Origin of the sequence: Lactobacillus kimbladii, assembly GCF_014323605.1 — a bacterium.
GTDB lineage: Bacteria > Bacillota > Bacilli > Lactobacillales > Lactobacillaceae > Lactobacillus > Lactobacillus kimbladii_B.
In genome coordinates, this window is the sequence record NZ_SCMB01000002.1 from 331,727 (window position 1) to 350,418 (window position 18,692).

Here is an 18,692-nt window from a genome sequence, read left to right on the forward strand (position 1 = left end):
TTAATAATCCAGATGTCCCATATAACGACGGACATCTAGTGAGTGTCCTCTTTCATAAGCAAATCCTTCGGCTAATTGACGGAAAGCAACTCCTGAAAGAATCTGAGAATAGTATTCTTTAAAGTCGTCATCTACTTCATGCATATCAAAGTCAGCGTCGTCAATCACGTAAACTTTTTGACTATGCTTTTTAGCAAAATCGATTACACGTTGATCCATTTTTCTGGTAACGCCTAATCCTTTGCAAATGATAAATGGCACATCAAAATCTGTTACTTCAAAAGGACCGTGGAAATATTCAGCAGAATTGATATATCCACTATGAATCCATTGCATTTCCTGAAGCCAACAAGCTGAAAATGAATATGTTTCTCCAGTATTAATACCTGATCCTACAGCATAAATTAATTTTTCGCGTTTTAATTCACTGGTCCATTTCTTTGCAGTTTCTCCAAATTGTTTTCTTACCCTGTCAGCCATAGTTTCTAAGCTATCCAAAGCTTTCAGGCCTTTTTCAAATTTGTTATCACCAGTTATGGACTTCAATAGACTAAATATGAAACCATACAAAACCCCATTATTTAAATCAGAAGCATCGGTACCTTTGCCCCAACTGTAGTGCAAAGTGAAATTGGAATTCTTTTCTAAGTCAGAACCTGCTGTATAGGTAATACCTACTGTTAGAGCACCTTTACTCTTGGCAAAATTAACTGCCTCATTTGTTTCTGGCGTACTACCTGAATGTGAACAAGAAACTACTAAACTATGATTGCCCAAATCATGAGGATTACGTGTTGTAAATTCCCGTGCTGGTAAAATTGTGGCTGGAATATCACATTCGCGGTTGAAAATATATTCAGCTGGTTGCATAAAAGCCATCGATCCTCCACAAGCTACAAAATAGACATGATTAATGCCATCAATCTTTTCTGCAGCGGCAAGAGCATTCTTAATTTCTTGTTGATATTCTTTTTTCATTTTAAACCTCTCAATCATTCTTGTTATATGATGTTATATTATAAGATAATAGCTAATTTTTTATATGTCAAGCATTTTTCTTAAAATTATCTAATAAAAATAATTGACTAGTAAAATCAAATAAAAAAGTTTGTGAAATGGTATGAACCAATTGCCTGTGTATCAGAGCAAACAAAAAAAGCAATTCACAAACTCGTGAATTGCTTTTTAATAATTACTAATCAAATTCTTATTTTAAGACAAATGCCTGCCTATTGCACTGCCGATAATTGACAATGTAAAGCACACAGCAAAATACAAAACAGCTAAAGCAGCAAACATCGGCAAAATGTAATTTGCATTTTGACCATAAATAACTTGTGCGTGCTGCATCATTTCCGGAACAACTATGATTGTTGCCAAAGATGTGTCCTTAATTAGAGAAACAAACTGACTAATAATTGTTGGAATCATGTTTTTATAAGCTTGAGGCAAAACAACATGCCATAAAGCCTGAACAAACGACATACCAGTTGATCTTGCACCCTCCATCTGACCGATAGAAACAGATTGAATACCTGAACGCACAATTTCAGCAATCATACAGGATTCGAATACTGTCATGGCAATAATCGCTGCCGGTATGGTTTCCGGCCTTAAACCAAAGTTTGGTAGCCCAAAATAAGTAAAGAAGATAATCAGCAGCAGGGGAATATTACGAATAATATCAATAATGAAACCTACAACAGCTGAAACATACTTAATTTTAGAATATCTAATTATTCCTAAAATCGAGCCAATAATAAAACTTAAAATGACCGAAATTACGGAAATGTAAATAGTTACCCAGAGGCCCATTAACAAAAAGCGTACATTAAGCCATGAAAAGGCGTTAACCCAATTTTGCATTTTCTAGTACCTCCTTTAACCTAATTTCTTTTCCAGGTGCCGCATATAATAACTAATCGGCAATGTAACGATCAAATATAAAACACCTACAACCAAATAACTGTTAATAGTGTCAAAAGTTGCTGAAGCAATTGAATTTGCTTGATACATTAAATCAAATCCTGCCACAAAGGCTAGAACTGAAGAGTTTTTGACCAAGTTAACAAACTGGTTGCCTAAAGGTGGTATTACTATCTTGAATGCCTGAGGCAAAATTATATAACGCATTGCCTGCCAGTAGGTCATACCAGTTGATCTTGCACCTTCCATTTGACCGCCGGAAACAGATTGAATTCCTGAACGAATTGTCTCGGCAATAAAAGCAGAAGTATATAAGGTTAACCCGATTGTACCAGCAGTAAAACCGTTTATTTTGACAACGTAAATCGGAATTACCAGGTAGAAAAACATAGTGATTACAAGCAAAGGAATGTTACGCATTATTTCCACATAAGCATGTCCAATTACACGCATTACTTTACTTGGAACAACTTCCATAATTGCAAATATTGTTCCAATTATTAAACTGAAAAATAAAGCAATTACACTAGATAGTATTGTCCAGCCCAAGCCTACAAACAGCTGGCTGCTGAATTTTGAAAAAATATTAATCATCGGCGATACAGCTCCTTATACTTAAATCCTGGAACATCGCCAAACCACTTTTTAATTAAGCGATTATATTCACCATTATGCTGCATCTCAAGAACCGCCTTGTCTACAGCTTCAGTAAATGAGGTTTGTCCCTTATTAACCGCAACACCGTATGGTTCAACAGTAAAAGTGCCGCCACGAACTTCGTAGCCCGGATTTTGAACTGCTAACCCAAACAAAATTCCGTTATCAGTAGTTAATGCATCCCCCTGATGTGATTTTAAAGCGTTCATTGCCTGAGCATAGTCTTGCAACTCAATCACTTTTGCTCTTGGAGCAACTTTTTTAATGTTGTCGACGGAGTTTGCACCTACAACACCGATAACTGTCTTACCATTAAGGTCCTTTGTACTCTTAATTGATGAATTTTTAGGAACTAAAAGTGACTGACCCGCATCAAAGTATGACTTTGAAAAAGAAATAATCTTTTTGCGCTCTGGCGTAATTGACATTGTTGCAATAACGGCATCCACATTCCCGTTCTTTAAAAGTGGTATTCTGGATTGAGACGTTGTAGTGACAAATTCAGCTTTTCCTTGAGGTCCTAATATATGTTTTGTAATATGTTTTGCCATATCAACATCAAAACCCTTTTGCTGGCCGTCCTTTACATCAATTAAGCCAAAAAGTTTAACATCACCTTTAACGCCCCAAACAATAGTATTTGATTTCTTGGCATTATTTAAAACGGATTGGTCACTAAGACTTTTACCACAACCGGTTAGCATTAAAATACATGCTAATAAAGGAAGTAGCCAAAATTTCTTTTTCATAATTGGCCTCCTTAGTGAGAAATAATTTTACTCAAAAATTGTTGTGCCCGCTCCGTCTTAGGCTGCTTAAAGAAGCTCTCGCTATCATCATCCTCAACAATTCGACCTTGATCCATAAAGATAACTCTATTTGCTACCTCTTTAGCAAAGCCCATTTCGTGAGTAACAATTAATGAAGTCATACCACTTTCATTGGTAACCTTCTTCATAACTTGTAAAACATCATCAATCATTTCCGGATCAAGAGCAGATGTTGGTTCATCATATAAAATAAGTTTTGGTCTCATTGCCAGCGTTCTGGCAATAGCAACACGCTGCTTTTGACCACCGGAAATTTGTGAAGGCATATTATGTGCCCATTTACGTAGCCCAACCATATCAAGTAAATCTAACGCCTGTTTTTTATTTTCTTCTTCAGGCATGTGGCTTACTATTCTGGGAGCCAGCATGATATTTTCCAGTACATCTTTATTTTTGTATAAATTAAAGTGCTGGAAAACCATCCCAACATCACTCCGTAAGATGTTGAGGTTGGTCTTTGGATCTGAAAGATCGTGACCGTTAACTACTAACTTACCTTTCTGGATTGATTCAAGCCCGTTTACGGTCCGTACTAAAGTACTCTTACCTGAACCAGATGGTCCAATCAGAACCACCGTTTCGCCTTCATCAATCTCTAAATTAATGTCGTGCAGTGCATGAAAATGGCCATAAAATTTTTGCACGTCATGGAACTCTATCATCGACATTGTCATCGCCCCTTTCATAATCAATGCATGAAATAATAAGTTGTAGAATCTATTTTACTATAACCGTTAAGAATTTTAAAAGTAATACAGTGTTTTTAATAAAAATTTATAGAAAGATCTGCTTAATTCACATTGACTTGAAAGTCACATAGTTAGCGTTACGACGGGAAAGTACAGTAATAAAAAGGGCTTTTGTATGTTCATTAATAATAAATTATTGTCAAAAAATGCCATTTATAATTAAAATTATCTGTGAAAAATATACTCTTATTTGCATTTTTTTCTTCCAAAAATAGTTTGACTAGCATACACTCTAATTAAGGAGAAAACTTATGGATAAAGAAAAAACTTATAAATTACTTTTAAAACAGGCTGGCAACCTTCTTCAAGGTGAACACGACTTAATTGCCAACATGAGTAACATCAGTGCACTACTTTTTAATAGTTTAGCTGAAGTAAGTTATGCCGGATTTTATCGTTTTCTGGATCAAGAGCTCATTTTAGGACCTTTTCAAGGGCCAGTCGCTTGCATGCATATTCAATTAGGAAAAGGGGTCTGCGGTGTCGCTGCAAAGACTCAGCAAATTCAAATTGTGCCTAATGTTCACGAGTTTAGTGGTCATATTGCCTGTGACGCTAATACCAATTCAGAAATCGTTGTTCCTATTATTCACAATAAGAAGCTTCTTGCCGTTCTTGACCTTGACAGCAACAGTTTCAATAGATTTGATCAAATTGATGCTGAATATTTAGCAAAAATAGCAGAGCTGCTATTTAATTAAATGTAAGAAATAAAATAAAAGACCAATAAATCATCTATTGAATGACTTATTGGTCTTTGTAACTTATAAACGACTTTAGATCTCTGGCGAAAATGTATTCCGTTTCACTTTTTATTTTTTACCGGAGAGACGCTGAAATTCCTTCACAATTTCTACTATTAAAATCATACAAATTCCAGCTCCCAAAACTATTAACCATTGTGTTGAATTTAATTCCGTGACGTCAAAGAACTTTGTCATAAATGGTAATTCAACTGCTGCCATGACAATAGCTGAAATCAAGATTGCCCAATTAAACCACTTATTAGCAAATGTCCTCTTAGAAAAAATTGATTGGTGAATATACTTAGAATTAAAGGCATGAAACAGTTGAATGAGTCCTAATGTAAGAAAGGCCATTGTCAGAGCATCAGCATGTTGCAGGTTGGTGTTACCCATGTGAGGGCCAAAATTTAGGCCTAGTTGATAAGTGGTTAAAACAATGACACCTTCTAGTATTCCTTGATAAACAATTGAACTGGCAACGCCACCACTGAAGAAGTTTGATTTTTTACCCCGTGGTGTCCGTTTCATAATGCCTTTTTCAACAGGTTCAAGTCCCAGAGCAATAGCTGGTAAGGTATCTGTCACCAAGTTAATCCACAGCAATTGCACTGGAGCTAAAATATCCCAACCCAGCATGGTCATCATAAATACTGTTAAAACTTCCCCGACATTACAACTCATGAGGTAAAGAATGGCTTTTTGAATATTGCTAAAGACCTTACGTCCTTGTTTAACAGCTTCAACGATAGTAGCAAAGTTGTCGTCTGCTAAAACCATATCACTGGCACCTTTTGACACTTCTGTACCAGTGATGCCCATACCAATTCCAATATCAGCTTGCTTTAAACTAGGTGCGTCGTTAACTCCGTCCCCTGTCATAGCCACAATTTTGCCTTGGGCTTGCCAGGCCTTAACGATACGAACTTTGTGTTCTGGAGAAACCCTGGCATAAACATCAAAATCAGCTACATGCTTTTCCAGATATTCATCACTAAATTCATCCAGCTGTGCACCGGTAACTACCCGCTCATCTTGGCCAGGCTTCAAAATGCCCAGTCTTTCTGCAATTGCCTGAGCAGTGACTTGAAAGTCACCTGTAATCATAACTGTTCTAATACCGGCACTGTGAGCTTCTTTAATAGCCTCTTTTGCTTCAGGACGCTCTGGGTCTATCATCCCCACCAAGCCAGCAAAAATCAAGTCCTGCTCAACGTTATCAGTTGTAGGATCATCATATAATTGTTCAACTGGTTTATAGGCTAACCCCAAAACTCGCAAAGCATTTTTAGCCATATTCTGATTTGAAAGCATAATTTCATTTTTTTGCTTCTCAGTAATCTCACTGACTTTACCATCAAGTTCAATCCGTGTTACCCGTTTGAGCAGTTGATCCGGTGCCCCTTTAACCGCTACAAAATATTGTCCGTTATCTTCATTGACAGTGCTCATTAATTTACGGCCGGAATCAAATGGCACTTCCTGTAGCCTCTTATGATTTACAAGTAAATTATGCACATCAATTTTTTGGTCAAGAGCATACTGAATTAAAGCAGTTTCAGTTGGGTCGCCCAACAATTGATTGTTATCATCAAGTTTTGAATCATTAGCTAAAACCATTGCCATTAAAGCATGATTATCATGATTAATGCTATTTGAAGCTTGATGAATCTTATTATCATAATAAACCTGTTCAACTGTCATTTTATTTTGGGTTAAAGTACCGGTTTTATCAGAACAGATGATATCCGTTGCTCCCAACGTTTCCACTGCTGGTAACTTACGCACAATCGAATTGTGCTTAGCCATTACCTGAGTACCAAGAGCCAAAATAATAGTCACAATTGCAGGCAACCCTTCCGGAATTGCAGCAACAGCAAGTGAAACTGCCACCAAGAACATATCGATTGCTAATTTATCCGTAGGTTCTGTTCCCTTTTTAGTGAAAAAGCCTACAACGAATACTACCGCGCAAATGATTAAAATCATTATAGTCAGAGTCTTACCCAATTGGTTGAGATTACGCTTTAATGGTGTATCCGTTTCATCAGTGTTGTTAAGCATTGTCGCAATTTTACCGACTTCAGTATTCATACCTGTTTCAGTGACAATGCCTTCACCGCGACCATAAGTAACATTAGTATTAGCAAATGCCATGTTATCCTGGTCGGCTAATGCTACTTTTTCTTCATTAACAGCATCACTAGTTTTATCAACTGGAACGGACTCACCAGTCAAAGCTGATTCTTCGATTTTGAGACTTTTAGTAAGAGTCAACCGCAAATCTGCCGGTACGACATCACCTGCTTCAAGCAAGACCACATCCCCAGGTACTAGTTCCGTACTTGGTATTTCTACAATTTGACCATCGCGCCGAACATGGGCGTTAGGAGTAGCCATTTTCTTTAACGCATTAATTGCTTCTTCAGAACGTGTTTCTTGAAAAACGCCTAAAACAGCGTTCAAGATGACCACAATCATAATAATTGCCGCGTCTGTCCATTCTTGAGCCACAAAGCCGGAAAGCAATGCTGCAACTATTAAAACAATGATCATGAAATCCTTAAATTGTGCTAAAAAGCGTTGCCAAATGCTAACTTTCTTTTTGCTAGTCAAACTATTAGAACCATACTGTGCTCGTAATCCATCTATTTGACTCGCTTTTAAACCACTGGATACAGACGTTGCAAAGTCCTTTGCAACATCCTCAATTTTTTGATTGTAAAAATTCCGGGGCATCTTTACCTCCTAATAACAAAAAAGAGACTTATATGTACAACACACACAAGTCTCACTATTTAAGATAAGTCCAGAAGTATTTCTTCGGGTGTTGGGCTTATCGCAAGTAATTGCTGTTACTCCCTTATGATGCTTCTTATTATAAATAAATTTATTACTTTTAACAAGAATAAGGCTATTAAATTAATTAAATAAAAAAACATGACTTCATATTTCGAGAGGTCATGTTTTTAATAAATACTAATATTTACTTAAGACCGGTCCACTTCCATTCAGTAACTTCAGGCATATCTTTACCATTGTCACGAATGTATTGGTGGTGTTTTGCAAGTAATCTATCCATTTCCGCTACAAAGCCTGCACACTTTTCAGCGTAACGAGGAACACTTAAAATGGCATCTTTTGCCAAATGGAAACGATCAAGTTTATTAACTACACGCATGTCAAATGGCGTTGTGATGTCTCCTTCTTCCTCATAGCAGTGAATATGAACATTGCTACGCTTGCGACCAAACCAAATTGATTGCATCATTGCCTTATAGCCATGCCATGCAAAAATCACTGGCACATCACTTGGGAATAATTGCTCAAATTCTGCATCAGAAATTGCTTCTGGATTATCCTTAGTATTCATCAATTTCATAACGTCAATTACGTTAATATAACGAATCTTGAGATCAGGGAAATTCTTATGCAAAATATCAATTGCCGCAAGGGATTCCATTGTCGGTTCCGTTTCAGTTGAGGCAAATACAACATCAGGCTTAGCATTTTGGTCAGTTGATGCCCAATCAATGTACGATAAACCGTGGTTGGCAATACGAGTTGCTTCATCAATTGAGAACCATTGTGGTCTTTCCTGCTTGGAAGTAACCAAAATGTTGATGCACTCACGATCGGTGAAAGCTTTTTGTGAAACTGCCAACAGTGAATTGGTATCAGCTGGTAAATACTCATGAACTAAATCTGGACGATTCTTTTCATACATGTGAGTCAAGACACCAGGGTCTTGGTGAGTATAACCATTATGGTCTTGTTGAAAGACAGTTGAAGTCGCAACAAAGTTTAATGACGGATAGTCCTTACGCCAATATTGTTCCTTAGCCTTTCTTAACCATTTCATATGTTGAGTCAGCATTGAATCTACAACTCGACCAAATGATTCATATGTAGCAAAGAAACCGTGACGACCAGACAAAACATAGCCCTCAAGCCAGCCTTCGTCTTGGTGCTCAGACAATTGTGAATCAATCAAACGACCACTTGGTGCCAGGTTTTCATCATTAGGTGTATGAACGGAGCTTTCCCATTGCCGTTTTTGCTCATCAATAAATTTAAATAAACGGTTTGACTTAGTTTCATCAGGGCCAAAGCCACGGAAGGTATTGGGATTAAGTTCTGCAATTTCGTTTAAATATTTAGCCCATTCCGTCATGTCTTCAGCTTCAATAGAACCTGGTTGATCAAATTTTAAGGCATATTTACGGTAATCCGGCAAACTAAGACGCTTAGCTTTTTCTCCACCCGCATTAGTGATTGGATTCATAGCCATCCTGCTATCACCAGTAACATTATCAGCTGTCACGATTTCAGTTGGAACGCCATTTTCATCGAATAACTCTTCCGGTTTATAACTCTTAAGCCAGTCCACCAGCATATCTTTATGTTCCATATCATCTTGAGCAACAGGAATTGGAATCTGGTGAGCTCTAAATGAATTTTCAATTGGGTTACCATCAAGATCCTTCTTTGGACCAGTCCAGCCCTTTGGCACCCGGAAAATAATCATTGGCCAGTGGGGCAAGGTTTCATCATTATTTTCACGAGCATTCTTTTGAATAGCCTTAATCTCTTCAATCACGGTATCCATCAATTTAGCCATTTCTTCATGAACCTGCATGTGGTCTTTATAGCCATCAAATTCACCGCCATTGTAAGCAGAAATAATATAAGGATGCCAACCCATGCCTTCAAAATACTTGGTCAATTCCTCATCCGACATTCTGGAAACGATAGTTGGATTTGAAATCTTGAAACCATTAATTTGCAAGATTGGTAAAACTGCACCGTCCTTGATTGGGTTAATAAATTTATCACTAAACCAGCTGGCTGCAAGTGGTCCTGTTTCTGCCTCACCATCGCCAATTTCAACTGCTGCAATTACGTCAGGATTGTCTAAAATTGCACCTGTACCATGAGAAAGTGAGTAACCTAATTCTCCACCTTCATGCATTGAGCCGGGAGTCTCAGGAGCAGCGTGTGAAGCAGAGCCACCTGGGAAACTGAAACGCTTAAAGAGTTTAGCCATTCCTTTTTCGTCTTGTTGAATTTCAGGATAAAGCTCGCTGTAAGAACCATCAAGGTATGAATTAGATACCATAACCTGACCACCATGACCTGAACCTTCAATATAGAACATGTTCAAACCATATTTTTTGATAACTCTGTTTAAATGAGCATAAATAAAGTTTTGCGGTGAAATAGTGCCCCAGTGACCAATCGGCTTAGGCTTAACTTCACTTGCCTGCAATTCATGCTTTAATAACGGATTGCTCATCAAGAAAAGTTGACCTACAGATAGATAATTTGCTGCACGCCAGTGAGCATCAACGCTTTTGAGAAATTCTTTTGAGTCGTAATCAACTGCCATTTTTATTCTCCCTTTTTAATATTTGCTAAAATTCATTTTATAAACATATTATAGCAAGTTTCCAGCAAAGTTCAACCATTTTAAAAATTGGTTCGTCCCAATTTTAAAAAAATAAGTGTTTAGTTATTGCCAAGTAGATAAGTAATACTGTTATTATGGCATTTTCTGTTTACAGATCTGTATATTTATGTTCAAATACTGATAAATACTTATTTTTTAAATTAAATACTGAAAAAGTGATTAAACAATGTTTGTTCTAGTGCTAAATTAGGCACAGGAGAGGTAATATGACACAAGAAGAACGTCTGCAACAAATTAAGCAAATGCTTAATCAAGAAAATCATTTGAGTACTCGCAAGTTAGCAAATTATTTCAACATTTCTTTTGATACAGCTCGTCGTGACGTAGTGCGTTTAACTGCAACTGGTCAAGCTATCAGAGTTCATGGTGGATTAGTTGCGATAGACCGTAGTGATGTACCTAACTTTCTCATGAGAAGTCAAATAGATTCACCAGTAAAAACTAAAATGGCAAAAATGGCTCAGAGATTTATCCATCCTAACCAGTGTGACTTTATCGGTCCATCAACTACTTTAAAGAAATTGTGTGACTTAATTTGTGGCACTGATTTGCAAATTGTTACTAACTCAATTGATAATTCGTTAGCTCTGATGCAGTCAAAACTACCTAATGTGAGACTTCTTGGAGGCAAAATTGATAAGGAACATAGATTTAATTACTCTATTACCTCACTTGAGCTTTTGCAAAAAATAAGTTTTAACACTGCTTTCGTTGGTACTTCAAATGTTAAAAGCGACGGTATCTATTCAACAAAAATGAGTGATTCAGAATTAATCAAGATTGCAAGTTCAAGAGCAAAACATGTGATAGTTGTTGCAGAAAAATACAAATTTGATAGTCAAAATACATCTCCTTATATGTCAATTCCGCTTAACAAGATTGACGTTTTAATCACAGATTTGCCTTTACCTGAAAATTTCCAAAAGAATTTTTCGCCAAAGACACAAATCATTTCGGTATTGAGGAAGTGAGGTTATGCGCAGCTTTTTTGGTAGCTTGTTTTCAACAAAACGGCAACAGCTAATCGAAGAAGTTTATCAAGACTTAGATCAATTTTATAATAGTTTTTTTAGTAATATATACAATGAATTGAATATCAAAAAATATAAGCAAATTCGTGATGCCGTTGGTATGGTAATGCGCAAGTTTGACAGTAAAGATCACCCATTAGAATATACTGGCAAATTAGTATTGTATATTGAGGCATGTGTCGCACTGCAGCATTTGCATTTAACGACCCTGCAGCAAAAACTTTTGCGTGACTTAAGTAATAAAACCAGAAAAATCAACTTAAACTTTGTTTATACTGGACGGATTATGGATATGCAACAATTCAAGAATATTTGATTTTCTTTTTTAAATAGAATGTATCCCAAAAAAGCAGGCCAAAGCCTGCTTTTTCATTTATTCAAATTTACAAAAGTATTGAATCTCATATATTGGTAATGAATACGCATAGTTGATACTTCAAATGGCGTACCATCATCTAAAAAGAAAATACCTTCCATTACTCCGACTGGTTCGCTCTCTTTCAAATTAAGCCGTGTTTGATCTTCATCATTTGATGGCTCAACAGTAATATTCAGAAAGGCTTTAGTAACCACTTTATTTTGCGAATCTTCTAAGTAATTAAAAAGTGATTTTTTCAAGTGTTCAGGTTTTAACTCAGGAACAATTTTAATTGGTACATACCCAGTTTCAATTAAAAATGGTTGCTTATCTAAAAAACGAAGTCTTTTAAATTGGTACACAAAGTCATTTTCTTTCAGAAACAAGTCTTGTGCAATTCCTTTAGGAGTCTTGATTACGCTAAAAGACAGCAACTTAATTCCTTGCTTTTTGCCAGGAACTTTCAAACTATCAGTTAAACCTAAGTTAGACCCCTCATAGCGAAACAAGGACTGATTTTTTAAATACAAAGGGTTAATAAATGTTCCACTACCCCTTTTTTTAAAGACAATGCCTTGTTGAGAAAGCAGCTCCATCGCTCTTTTCATTGAGGAACGACTTACTTGATAGTGTTCAGCTAGACTACGCTCGTCTGGAAGGCGCATCCCCTCATATTTGTTATCTAAAATATTCTGTTTAATATCACGCATCACAGTACGATAAACGAAATCTGCCATTATCTACCTCAATTATTTATATTCCTGACGGCGGCAATTAACCATTCTGAAAATTGCACCCGGTCAACTTTCACTCCAACTTGAACATTTGCTGGTTTATTAAAGAAGTTATTAAAATCAATTAAAGAAGCACCGTAAGCACTTGGACTTTTGGTATCTACTACGACATATGCAGGCTTAAAGTTAAACATTTCGGGTTTTACCAGCATACCCGCTGCCAATGCATCGTATACTTCACGACCATTAGTTTCAGTATGATCATGTAAATTGCTCATAATATGGTTGAGCATGTCTCCAGTTCTGCCTAAATTCTTAATTTGGGCCAAAACATCTGGAGTCATGTATGCTTGATGTCCTAATTCAAGAGGTGCTAATAAAATTTTTACGCCACTTGAAAAAACAATCTGTGCCGCTTCTGGATCACCGGCAACATTATATTCTGCATAAGGTCCCCAATTGCCGCGACCGATTGCACCACCCATAATTACCAGTTGCTCAATTTTAGGCAAATCTTCTGGAAATTGCCTAAAGTAAAGTGCAAAATCTGTTGCTGGCCCAATTTGCATTAAAGTTACTTTTTCAGCACTACCAGCAACAACTTCATGAATTGCCTCTGCAGCAATACCTGGTTTCAATAAGTTGTGATTAGGCGCAGGAAAGTCAAATCCAGCCAATCCATTCTTGCCGTGAACATCTGAGGCATCGATTTGATCCCGCAGTAAAGGTCTGACAGCACCACTGACAACAGGGACATTGGTTTTTAAAAATGTTTCCAATTTTAAAGTATTGTCCAGAGTATTTTTCAATGGTACATTGCCCCAAGTTGCTGCTATCAATTTAACATCAAATTCAGGAGCAAATAAGGCAGCGGTAATTGCTACAACATCATCAATTCCGGGATCAGTACTAATTATCAATGGTTTTTTTAACATAAGTATCCTCTTTTTAAAAATGGTTATAAAACAATAATACCAAATTTAGCTGCTCGTTGCTGTAAAAATAAAAAGAGCTGACATTGAAATAAGCCCCGACAGTTAGAAAACTATTTGGGACTTATTTAACTCACAGTTATGTTTCAAGCTAACTTAAAAGCTACTTTTTTCGATCTTCGATCTTGCCATTAGAATGTGCAATAAATGCCTCATCGCACATTCCAAGAAAAAGCCCATGTTCTACTACGCCTACGGTATGATCCAAATAATCAGCTAAACCACGAGGAACAGGAATAGGATCAATATTCAAATCGATAATAAAATTGCCATAATGAGTTACAAAGCGTTCATTACCTGTCAGGCGCCACCGTGGATTCAAGCCTTCAGCTTGAAAAAGTCTAAAATTTTGTTCACATGAAACAGGTAAAACTTCAACAGGCAGAGGAAAACCGCTTAAACGCTCAACCACTTTAGATTCGTCTACAATCCAAATTATTTTTCGAGAATTAATTGCAACATTTTTTTCCATGGTCAAAGCGCCACCGCCGCCTTTAATACCATCAAAGTTAGCTGCTAGCCTGTCTGCGCCATCGATAGTCAAATCAAGTTGATCTACTGCATTCAAGTCATCAACATGAAAACCGTAGCTTTCCATTTGCTTCTTACTTCTGCTTGAAGTTGTTACCACAGCATCAAGGTCAAGACCTTCTTCTTTTTTTCTTCTGCCTAACTCATCAATTAAAAATGCTACTGTCGAACCAGTGCCTACTCCCAGTTTCATTCCTGATTTGACTAATTCAGCAGCTTTTACAGCAGCTTGCTTTTTTAACTTATCCTGCTCTTCTTTATCCATAATTCATGCTTTCTAAAACTATATTATTAATTGTCAATTTAAATTAATTATAGCAAAAGTAAGATAAAAAGAAGATACAAAAAAGCAGTTAAAACTGCTTTTAAACTTGGTTAAATTATTCGGGATCAATTTCAGGAGCCTTGTTAATTTCACCTGACATCATCCAAATTCTCTTTTCTACATCAGTGTGAAAACCAGTCAACAAATCATTGGTTGAGTAATCTCCTTCTTCATCACTGACTTTAATGCCTTCTTCATAGAGCTGATCAAGATAGTGATAATCATCAATAATTTTTGCATATCGCTCATCTATTGTTTCGTTCCAATTACCCTTTTCATCAGGAATCTTAGTTTTAGCTGCTATTTCACTTAAGGTTGAAACTGGAGAACCATCGAGTGTAATTAAACGCTCAGAAACCTCATCAAGTTGGTCAGCCAATTCATCCATTACCTTGTCTAAATATGGATGTAATTTTAAAAAACGATTACCACGCATATACCAGTGATGTTGGTGAACTACCATATGTAATTGTGTCAAATCAGCGACCAATTGATTTAAAACTTCTTTAGTCTTTGGATATTTCATATAAAAGTGCCTCCAAAATCTATTAACATTGTTACACTTTTATTATATCCAGTAAGCGCTATTAATACTAAAATATTGTTTAGCATTTTTACTCCTACTATATCTATAATAAAAAATCTGCCTTTACCAGGCAGATTTTAAATAATCTATTTTTTATGCAACATCTGGGGTTGCATTGTTCTTCTCTTTCTTTAGAGTAACATTGTCATAATGCTTAATAAACGGATACCAGATTATAAATGCAACTATTGCACATATAATTGCGAGGATCCCTCCTTGCCAGCTTGTCGTAGCTAAGTAGCCACCAATACCAACTGGTGTTGGCCAAGGCTGTTGTACTCTAATGACCGGAACTATCCTTGCCGCAATAGCTAAATAAGCTACCAGTCCGGAAGCCATTGGAGCACAAATAAACGGCACAAATAAGTCAATATTATACACAATTGGCAACCCGAACAGAATTGGTTCGTTTATATTGAAAATTGCTGGTACAATTTCAACTTTACCTAATTCTTTCAACTGTGTTGAACGTGCTCTTAATACCAGCCAGATAGCAACACCTAATGTGGCACCTGAACCACCAATTGTAACAAACGCATTTAAAATTTCACCAGCAAAAACATGGTGAGTACCTTGATTAACATTTGCCTGCATATTGGCTAAAACTATTGGTGAATAAAAGGAGCTAATAATTGTTGCGCCATGAATTCCAAACCACCATAAAAAGTGAATTAAAAAGAGTATGATCAGGAATCCCCACCAAGTATCCGCAATATTGCTGATGAAAGAAAACGGGATAAATAACACATTGAATAAATCAGTTCCTGCCAAAACTAAGGCCATATTAATTGCCGACATCACTACAGCAACACAAAAACCAGGTATCATGGCACTAAATGAGTTTGCCACTCCTGATGGGACTGAATCTGGCATTTTTATTTGCCAGTTGTGCTTAATTGTAAAGCGATAAATCTGAACGGTTATCCACGCTACCACTAATCCAATAAAAATACCTACAGCACCTATACGATAAATACCGGTTAATGGAGCTGCTTGGTATCCGCCAGCAACCATTTTGTCTTTAGTAAATATGGTTATAAATTCTACTCTGCCATTTTTCCAAACTAATTCAGCTACGGTAATAAAGAACCCCATTAAGAACATCATCAAGCCATCTATAGGTATCAAGTTTAAATGTTCTTCATCACGGTAAATTTTTGTATAAGAGTAAGCAAAAGTACCAGAGAAAACTAGTGCGATGATGCCCATAGTAGCATTATACACAGACTGAAACAGATTAGTAAGACGACCTATTGTTCCCGCGTACCAAGTAGCAAACCCGGGAGCGGGAATTGCTTGCGGCAATACAGTCAAAATTAAGAAAATGGACCCAATTATCGAAAATGAAATAACGCTATAACCAGCATCCATAATCGACCTTACAAATCTTGTGGCAGCAAATTTACCGGCCACTTCAGCAATTCGATCTTTTATTGGTTTTTGATTTGGTTCAGCCATAAAATATACTCCTTTCAAATAGTAATACATAATTAACTACTATTAATAAATATTGTAAGCGTATTCAAATAAAATGCAACTATTTGTCTTTTATTACAGTTTCGATTGCATTTAAATATTTATCTTTTCCAATAATAATGTTATGTATTCTACGTTCACAGAAATAAGCTAACAAAATGCCAGCTAATAAAATAGCAATCATAAAATAACTTGAGCTTGTACTGGTTATAAAAGGGAAAATTTGCAATTTAAAAGGTAAAAACAGACAAACGATCAGAAAAGTATTAGCAACAATTTGTATCCAAAAATAAATTCTTGTAATTGGTACATCACTCTTGTGGTTGTACATTTTTGTTAACTGTTCTATAGCAGCAATGCTGGAGAAGAGAGTTAGTATACCAGATAAAATTATCCCTAAGAGTTTTTTATATTGAACTAAAATTAACAGCCAAAAAAGGTTAGCAAACAAAAAAATGACAACACAATAACGGACCATTAGATAACGGCTAAAATAAAGATATTTGATCTTATCATTATGCTTTTTACGTTCAACTTTATTTTTCTCTGAAGAACTATTCATTTTAAGCTTCATTCCTTTACTATATTATATTAACAAGTATAGTCTAAATTAATCAAATAATGATAATAATTGTACGCCTTGAACTATAGGTAATAATTGTTATAAAATATATCTGTTAACGCTATCACAATTAACTAAAAAGGAGATAAAAATGTATTCAGCAAAAATGCCAGATGGATTTTTATGGGGAGGAGCCGTTGCTGCTCATCAGTTAGAAGGTGCTTGGAACGAAGATGGCAAAGGAATGTCAGTTGCTGACGTCATGACAGTAGGTTCTGCTTCTAAGCCACGCGAAATCACTGATGGAATTATTGCAGGCAAAAATTATCCTAACCATAGTGCAATAGACTTTTATCATCACTATAAAGAAGATATAAAATTAATGGCAGAAATGGGTTTTAAAGCCTTCAGGACCTCCATAGCCTGGACTAGAATTTTTCCCAACGGTGATGATGAACAGCCAAACGAAGCCGGTTTAAAATTTTATGATGACTTGTTCGATACTTGCCATCACTACGGCATTGAGCCAGTAATTACTTTATCTCACTTTGAAATACCATTTAATTTAGTTAAGAAATACCACGGCTTTACTAACCGCAAATTAATTGATTTCTTTGTTCGCTTTGCCACAGTTTGCTTCAAACGGTATCAAAGTAAAGTAAAATATTGGATGACATTTAATGAGATCGATAACCAGTCTGCATACAATGATGACTTTTTAATGGCTACAAATTCGGGAATTATTCTCAAGAAAATGACTGACAAAGAAAAAGAAGCTGCAATGTATCAAGCAGCTCATTATGAACTAGTTGCCTCTGCCTTAGCTGTTAAAGTTGGACATAAGATTAACCCAGATTTTCAAATTGGTTGTATGATTAACTATTCTCCAGTAAGACCCTTGACCCCTTCAACTGCTGATATGCTTTTAGCGGACAAGTTTGAGCAACGGCGCGACTGGTTTTCAGACGTTCATGTTTTTGGTGAATATCCGAAAGAAGTTGAAGCATATATTGAACGAAACGACTATCGTCCTGATATTACTGACGAAGACAGAATTGTACTCAGGGAAGGTACAGTAGACTATGTTGGCTTAAGCTACTATCAAACAACAACTGTATCAGCCCAAAATGTAAAAGCTGATGAATTAAGTGACTTATCTAAAGCAAAAGCTGCCAATCCAACTTTGGAAAAAAGTGATTGGGGTTGGGAAATTGATCCAGCTGGCTTAAGAATTGCTTTAAACCACTTAACTGATCGTTATCATAAACCTTTATTCATCGTTGAAAATGGTCTGGGTGCTTACGACAAAGTTGAAAAAGATGGATCTATTCACGATGATTACAGAGTAGATTACTTAAGAAAGCACATTTCTGAAATGGAAAAAGCAGTTGAAATTGACGGTGTTGACTTAATGGGTTACCTGCCATGGGGCCCAATTGACTTGGTATCTGCTGGAACGGGCCAAATGGATAAGCGTTATGGATTTATCTATGTAGACAAAAATGATGCTGGCGAAGGAACTTTGAAGCGCTCACGCAAAGATTCATTTGATTGGTATAAAAAAGTTATTAGTTCAAATGGTCTTGATTTAGATTAACCTCGTAACTTTAAAAAATTGGCATTTTTTAAAAAAGTAAATTTAATACACGGCACTTGTATAAGTGCCGTGTTTTTCTTATTCAAATATTAAAAACATGCTTAAAAAGCCGATACACTTTTTCT

General features: G+C 36.3%; 17 protein-coding genes. 4 read left to right on the top strand and 13 right to left on the bottom strand.

Going from position 1 to position 18,692, the window contains the following annotated elements:
• The 5 genes from ERK18_RS04805 to ERK18_RS04825 form a co-directional block, all read right to left on the bottom strand.
• Positions 1-978, bottom strand: a complete 978-nt coding sequence (locus ERK18_RS04805) for an SIS domain-containing protein (protein ID WP_187154532.1) — start codon at positions 976-978, stop codon at positions 1-3.
• 234 nt (positions 979-1,212) lie between these two features.
• Positions 1,213-1,866 (bottom strand): amino acid ABC transporter permease, encoded by a 654-nt coding sequence (locus tag ERK18_RS04810; protein ID WP_034977176.1) that lies wholly within the window; start codon positions 1,864-1,866, stop codon positions 1,213-1,215.
• 15 nt (positions 1,867-1,881) lie between these two features.
• On the bottom strand, positions 1,882-2,520 hold the full coding sequence (locus tag ERK18_RS04815) for an amino acid ABC transporter permease (RefSeq protein ID WP_034977173.1): 639 nt from the start codon (positions 2,518-2,520) through the stop codon (positions 1,882-1,884).
• On the bottom strand, positions 2,517-3,332 hold the full coding sequence (locus ERK18_RS04820; protein ID WP_045927702.1) for a glutamate ABC transporter substrate-binding protein: 816 nt from the start codon (positions 3,330-3,332) through the stop codon (positions 2,517-2,519). The genes ERK18_RS04815 and ERK18_RS04820 overlap by 4 nt, the downstream gene beginning before the upstream one ends.
• An 11-nt stretch (positions 3,333-3,343) precedes the next feature.
• Entirely contained in the window at positions 3,344-4,081 is a 738-nt protein-coding gene (locus tag ERK18_RS04825) for an amino acid ABC transporter ATP-binding protein (RefSeq protein ID WP_034977167.1), read from the bottom strand.
• A 332-nt stretch (positions 4,082-4,413) separates the two neighbouring features.
• Between ERK18_RS04825 and ERK18_RS04830 the strand changes: the two genes are divergently transcribed.
• Complete coding sequence (locus ERK18_RS04830) at positions 4,414-4,863, top strand: GAF domain-containing protein (protein ID WP_187154533.1); 450 nt, start codon at positions 4,414-4,416, stop codon at positions 4,861-4,863.
• Between the two features lie 111 nt (positions 4,864-4,974).
• On the opposite strand, the gene ERK18_RS04835 is transcribed toward ERK18_RS04830, so the two are convergent.
• Positions 4,975-7,644 carry a calcium-translocating P-type ATPase, PMCA-type gene (locus tag ERK18_RS04835; protein ID WP_187154534.1) on the bottom strand — a complete coding sequence of 890 codons (2,670 nt, stop codon included), beginning with the start codon at positions 7,642-7,644 and terminating at the stop codon, positions 4,975-4,977.
• Between the two features lie 247 nt (positions 7,645-7,891).
• A complete protein-coding gene (locus ERK18_RS04840; RefSeq protein WP_187154535.1) occupies positions 7,892-10,294 on the bottom strand; it encodes a phosphoketolase family protein in 2,403 nt (800 codons plus the stop codon).
• Positions 10,295-10,581: 287 nt separating this feature from the next.
• Here ERK18_RS04840 and ERK18_RS04845 point away from each other — a divergent pair, with 287 nt between their 5' ends.
• The gene (locus ERK18_RS04845) at positions 10,582-11,346 is read left to right on the top strand and encodes a DeoR/GlpR family DNA-binding transcription regulator (protein WP_187154536.1); all 765 of its coding nucleotides are present in this window, start codon (positions 10,582-10,584) and stop codon (positions 11,344-11,346) included.
• 4 nt (positions 11,347-11,350) lie between these two features.
• On the top strand, positions 11,351-11,722 hold the full coding sequence (locus tag ERK18_RS04850) for a bacteriocin immunity protein (protein ID WP_187154537.1): 372 nt from the start codon (positions 11,351-11,353) through the stop codon (positions 11,720-11,722).
• 53 nt (positions 11,723-11,775) lie between these two features.
• Here the strand turns inward: ERK18_RS04850 and ERK18_RS04855 are convergent, their stop codons facing one another.
• The 6 genes from ERK18_RS04855 to ERK18_RS04880 all read right to left on the bottom strand — a co-directional run bounded on the left by ERK18_RS04855 (position 11,776) and on the right by ERK18_RS04880 (position 16,970).
• Complete coding sequence (locus ERK18_RS04855) at positions 11,776-12,501, bottom strand: GntR family transcriptional regulator (protein ID WP_187154538.1); 726 nt, start codon at positions 12,499-12,501, stop codon at positions 11,776-11,778.
• An 8-nt stretch (positions 12,502-12,509) separates the two neighbouring features.
• Positions 12,510-13,433, bottom strand: coding sequence for a nucleoside hydrolase (locus ERK18_RS04860; protein ID WP_187154539.1), 924 nt, complete (start codon positions 13,431-13,433; stop codon positions 12,510-12,512).
• 160 nt (positions 13,434-13,593) lie between these two features.
• Positions 13,594-14,286: a ribose-5-phosphate isomerase RpiA gene (gene rpiA, locus ERK18_RS04865; RefSeq protein ID WP_187154540.1), complete on the bottom strand. Its 693-nt coding sequence runs from the start codon at positions 14,284-14,286 to the stop codon at positions 13,594-13,596.
• A gap of 115 nt (positions 14,287-14,401) precedes the next feature.
• Positions 14,402-14,872, bottom strand: coding sequence for a Dps family protein (locus tag ERK18_RS04870; protein ID WP_187154541.1), 471 nt, complete (start codon positions 14,870-14,872; stop codon positions 14,402-14,404).
• Between the two features lie 153 nt (positions 14,873-15,025).
• Complete coding sequence (celB, locus tag ERK18_RS04875; RefSeq protein ID WP_187154542.1) at positions 15,026-16,390, bottom strand: PTS cellobiose transporter subunit IIC; 1,365 nt, start codon at positions 16,388-16,390, stop codon at positions 15,026-15,028.
• 79 nt (positions 16,391-16,469) lie between these two features.
• On the bottom strand, positions 16,470-16,970 hold the full coding sequence (locus ERK18_RS04880) for a PTS cellobiose transporter subunit IIA (RefSeq protein WP_187154543.1): 501 nt from the start codon (positions 16,968-16,970) through the stop codon (positions 16,470-16,472).
• Between the two features lie 151 nt (positions 16,971-17,121).
• Between ERK18_RS04880 and ERK18_RS04885 the strand changes: the two genes are divergently transcribed.
• Positions 17,122-18,567, top strand: a complete 1,446-nt coding sequence (locus ERK18_RS04885; RefSeq protein WP_187154544.1) for a 6-phospho-beta-glucosidase — start codon at positions 17,122-17,124, stop codon at positions 18,565-18,567.
• Positions 18,568-18,692 lie beyond the last annotated feature (125 nt).

Coding starts and splice junctions, on each gene's coding strand:
- ERK18_RS04805 (WP_187154532.1), bottom strand. CDS start 978: ATGAAAAAAGAATATCAACAAGAAATTAAGAATGCTCTTGCCGCTGCA.
- ERK18_RS04810 (WP_034977176.1), bottom strand. CDS start 1,866: ATGCAAAATTGGGTTAACGCCTTTTCATGGCTTAATGTACGCTTTTTG.
- ERK18_RS04815 (WP_034977173.1), bottom strand. CDS start 2,520: ATGATTAATATTTTTTCAAAATTCAGCAGCCAGCTGTTTGTAGGCTTG.
- ERK18_RS04820 (WP_045927702.1), bottom strand. CDS start 3,332: ATGAAAAAGAAATTTTGGCTACTTCCTTTATTAGCATGTATTTTAATG.
- ERK18_RS04825 (WP_034977167.1), bottom strand. CDS start 4,081: ATGTCGATGATAGAGTTCCATGACGTGCAAAAATTTTATGGCCATTTT.
- ERK18_RS04830 (WP_187154533.1), top strand. CDS start 4,414: ATGGATAAAGAAAAAACTTATAAATTACTTTTAAAACAGGCTGGCAAC.
- ERK18_RS04835 (WP_187154534.1), bottom strand. CDS start 7,644: ATGCCCCGGAATTTTTACAATCAAAAAATTGAGGATGTTGCAAAGGAC.
- ERK18_RS04840 (WP_187154535.1), bottom strand. CDS start 10,294: ATGGCAGTTGATTACGACTCAAAAGAATTTCTCAAAAGCGTTGATGCT.
- ERK18_RS04845 (WP_187154536.1), top strand. CDS start 10,582: ATGACACAAGAAGAACGTCTGCAACAAATTAAGCAAATGCTTAATCAA.
- ERK18_RS04850 (WP_187154537.1), top strand. CDS start 11,351: ATGCGCAGCTTTTTTGGTAGCTTGTTTTCAACAAAACGGCAACAGCTA.
- ERK18_RS04855 (WP_187154538.1), bottom strand. CDS start 12,501: ATGGCAGATTTCGTTTATCGTACTGTGATGCGTGATATTAAACAGAAT.
- ERK18_RS04860 (WP_187154539.1), bottom strand. CDS start 13,433: ATGTTAAAAAAACCATTGATAATTAGTACTGATCCCGGAATTGATGAT.
- rpiA (WP_187154540.1), bottom strand. CDS start 14,286: ATGGATAAAGAAGAGCAGGATAAGTTAAAAAAGCAAGCTGCTGTAAAA.
- ERK18_RS04870 (WP_187154541.1), bottom strand. CDS start 14,872: ATGAAATATCCAAAGACTAAAGAAGTTTTAAATCAATTGGTCGCTGAT.
- celB (WP_187154542.1), bottom strand. CDS start 16,390: ATGGCTGAACCAAATCAAAAACCAATAAAAGATCGAATTGCTGAAGTG.
- ERK18_RS04880 (WP_187154543.1), bottom strand. CDS start 16,970: ATGAATAGTTCTTCAGAGAAAAATAAAGTTGAACGTAAAAAGCATAAT.
- ERK18_RS04885 (WP_187154544.1), top strand. CDS start 17,122: ATGTATTCAGCAAAAATGCCAGATGGATTTTTATGGGGAGGAGCCGTT.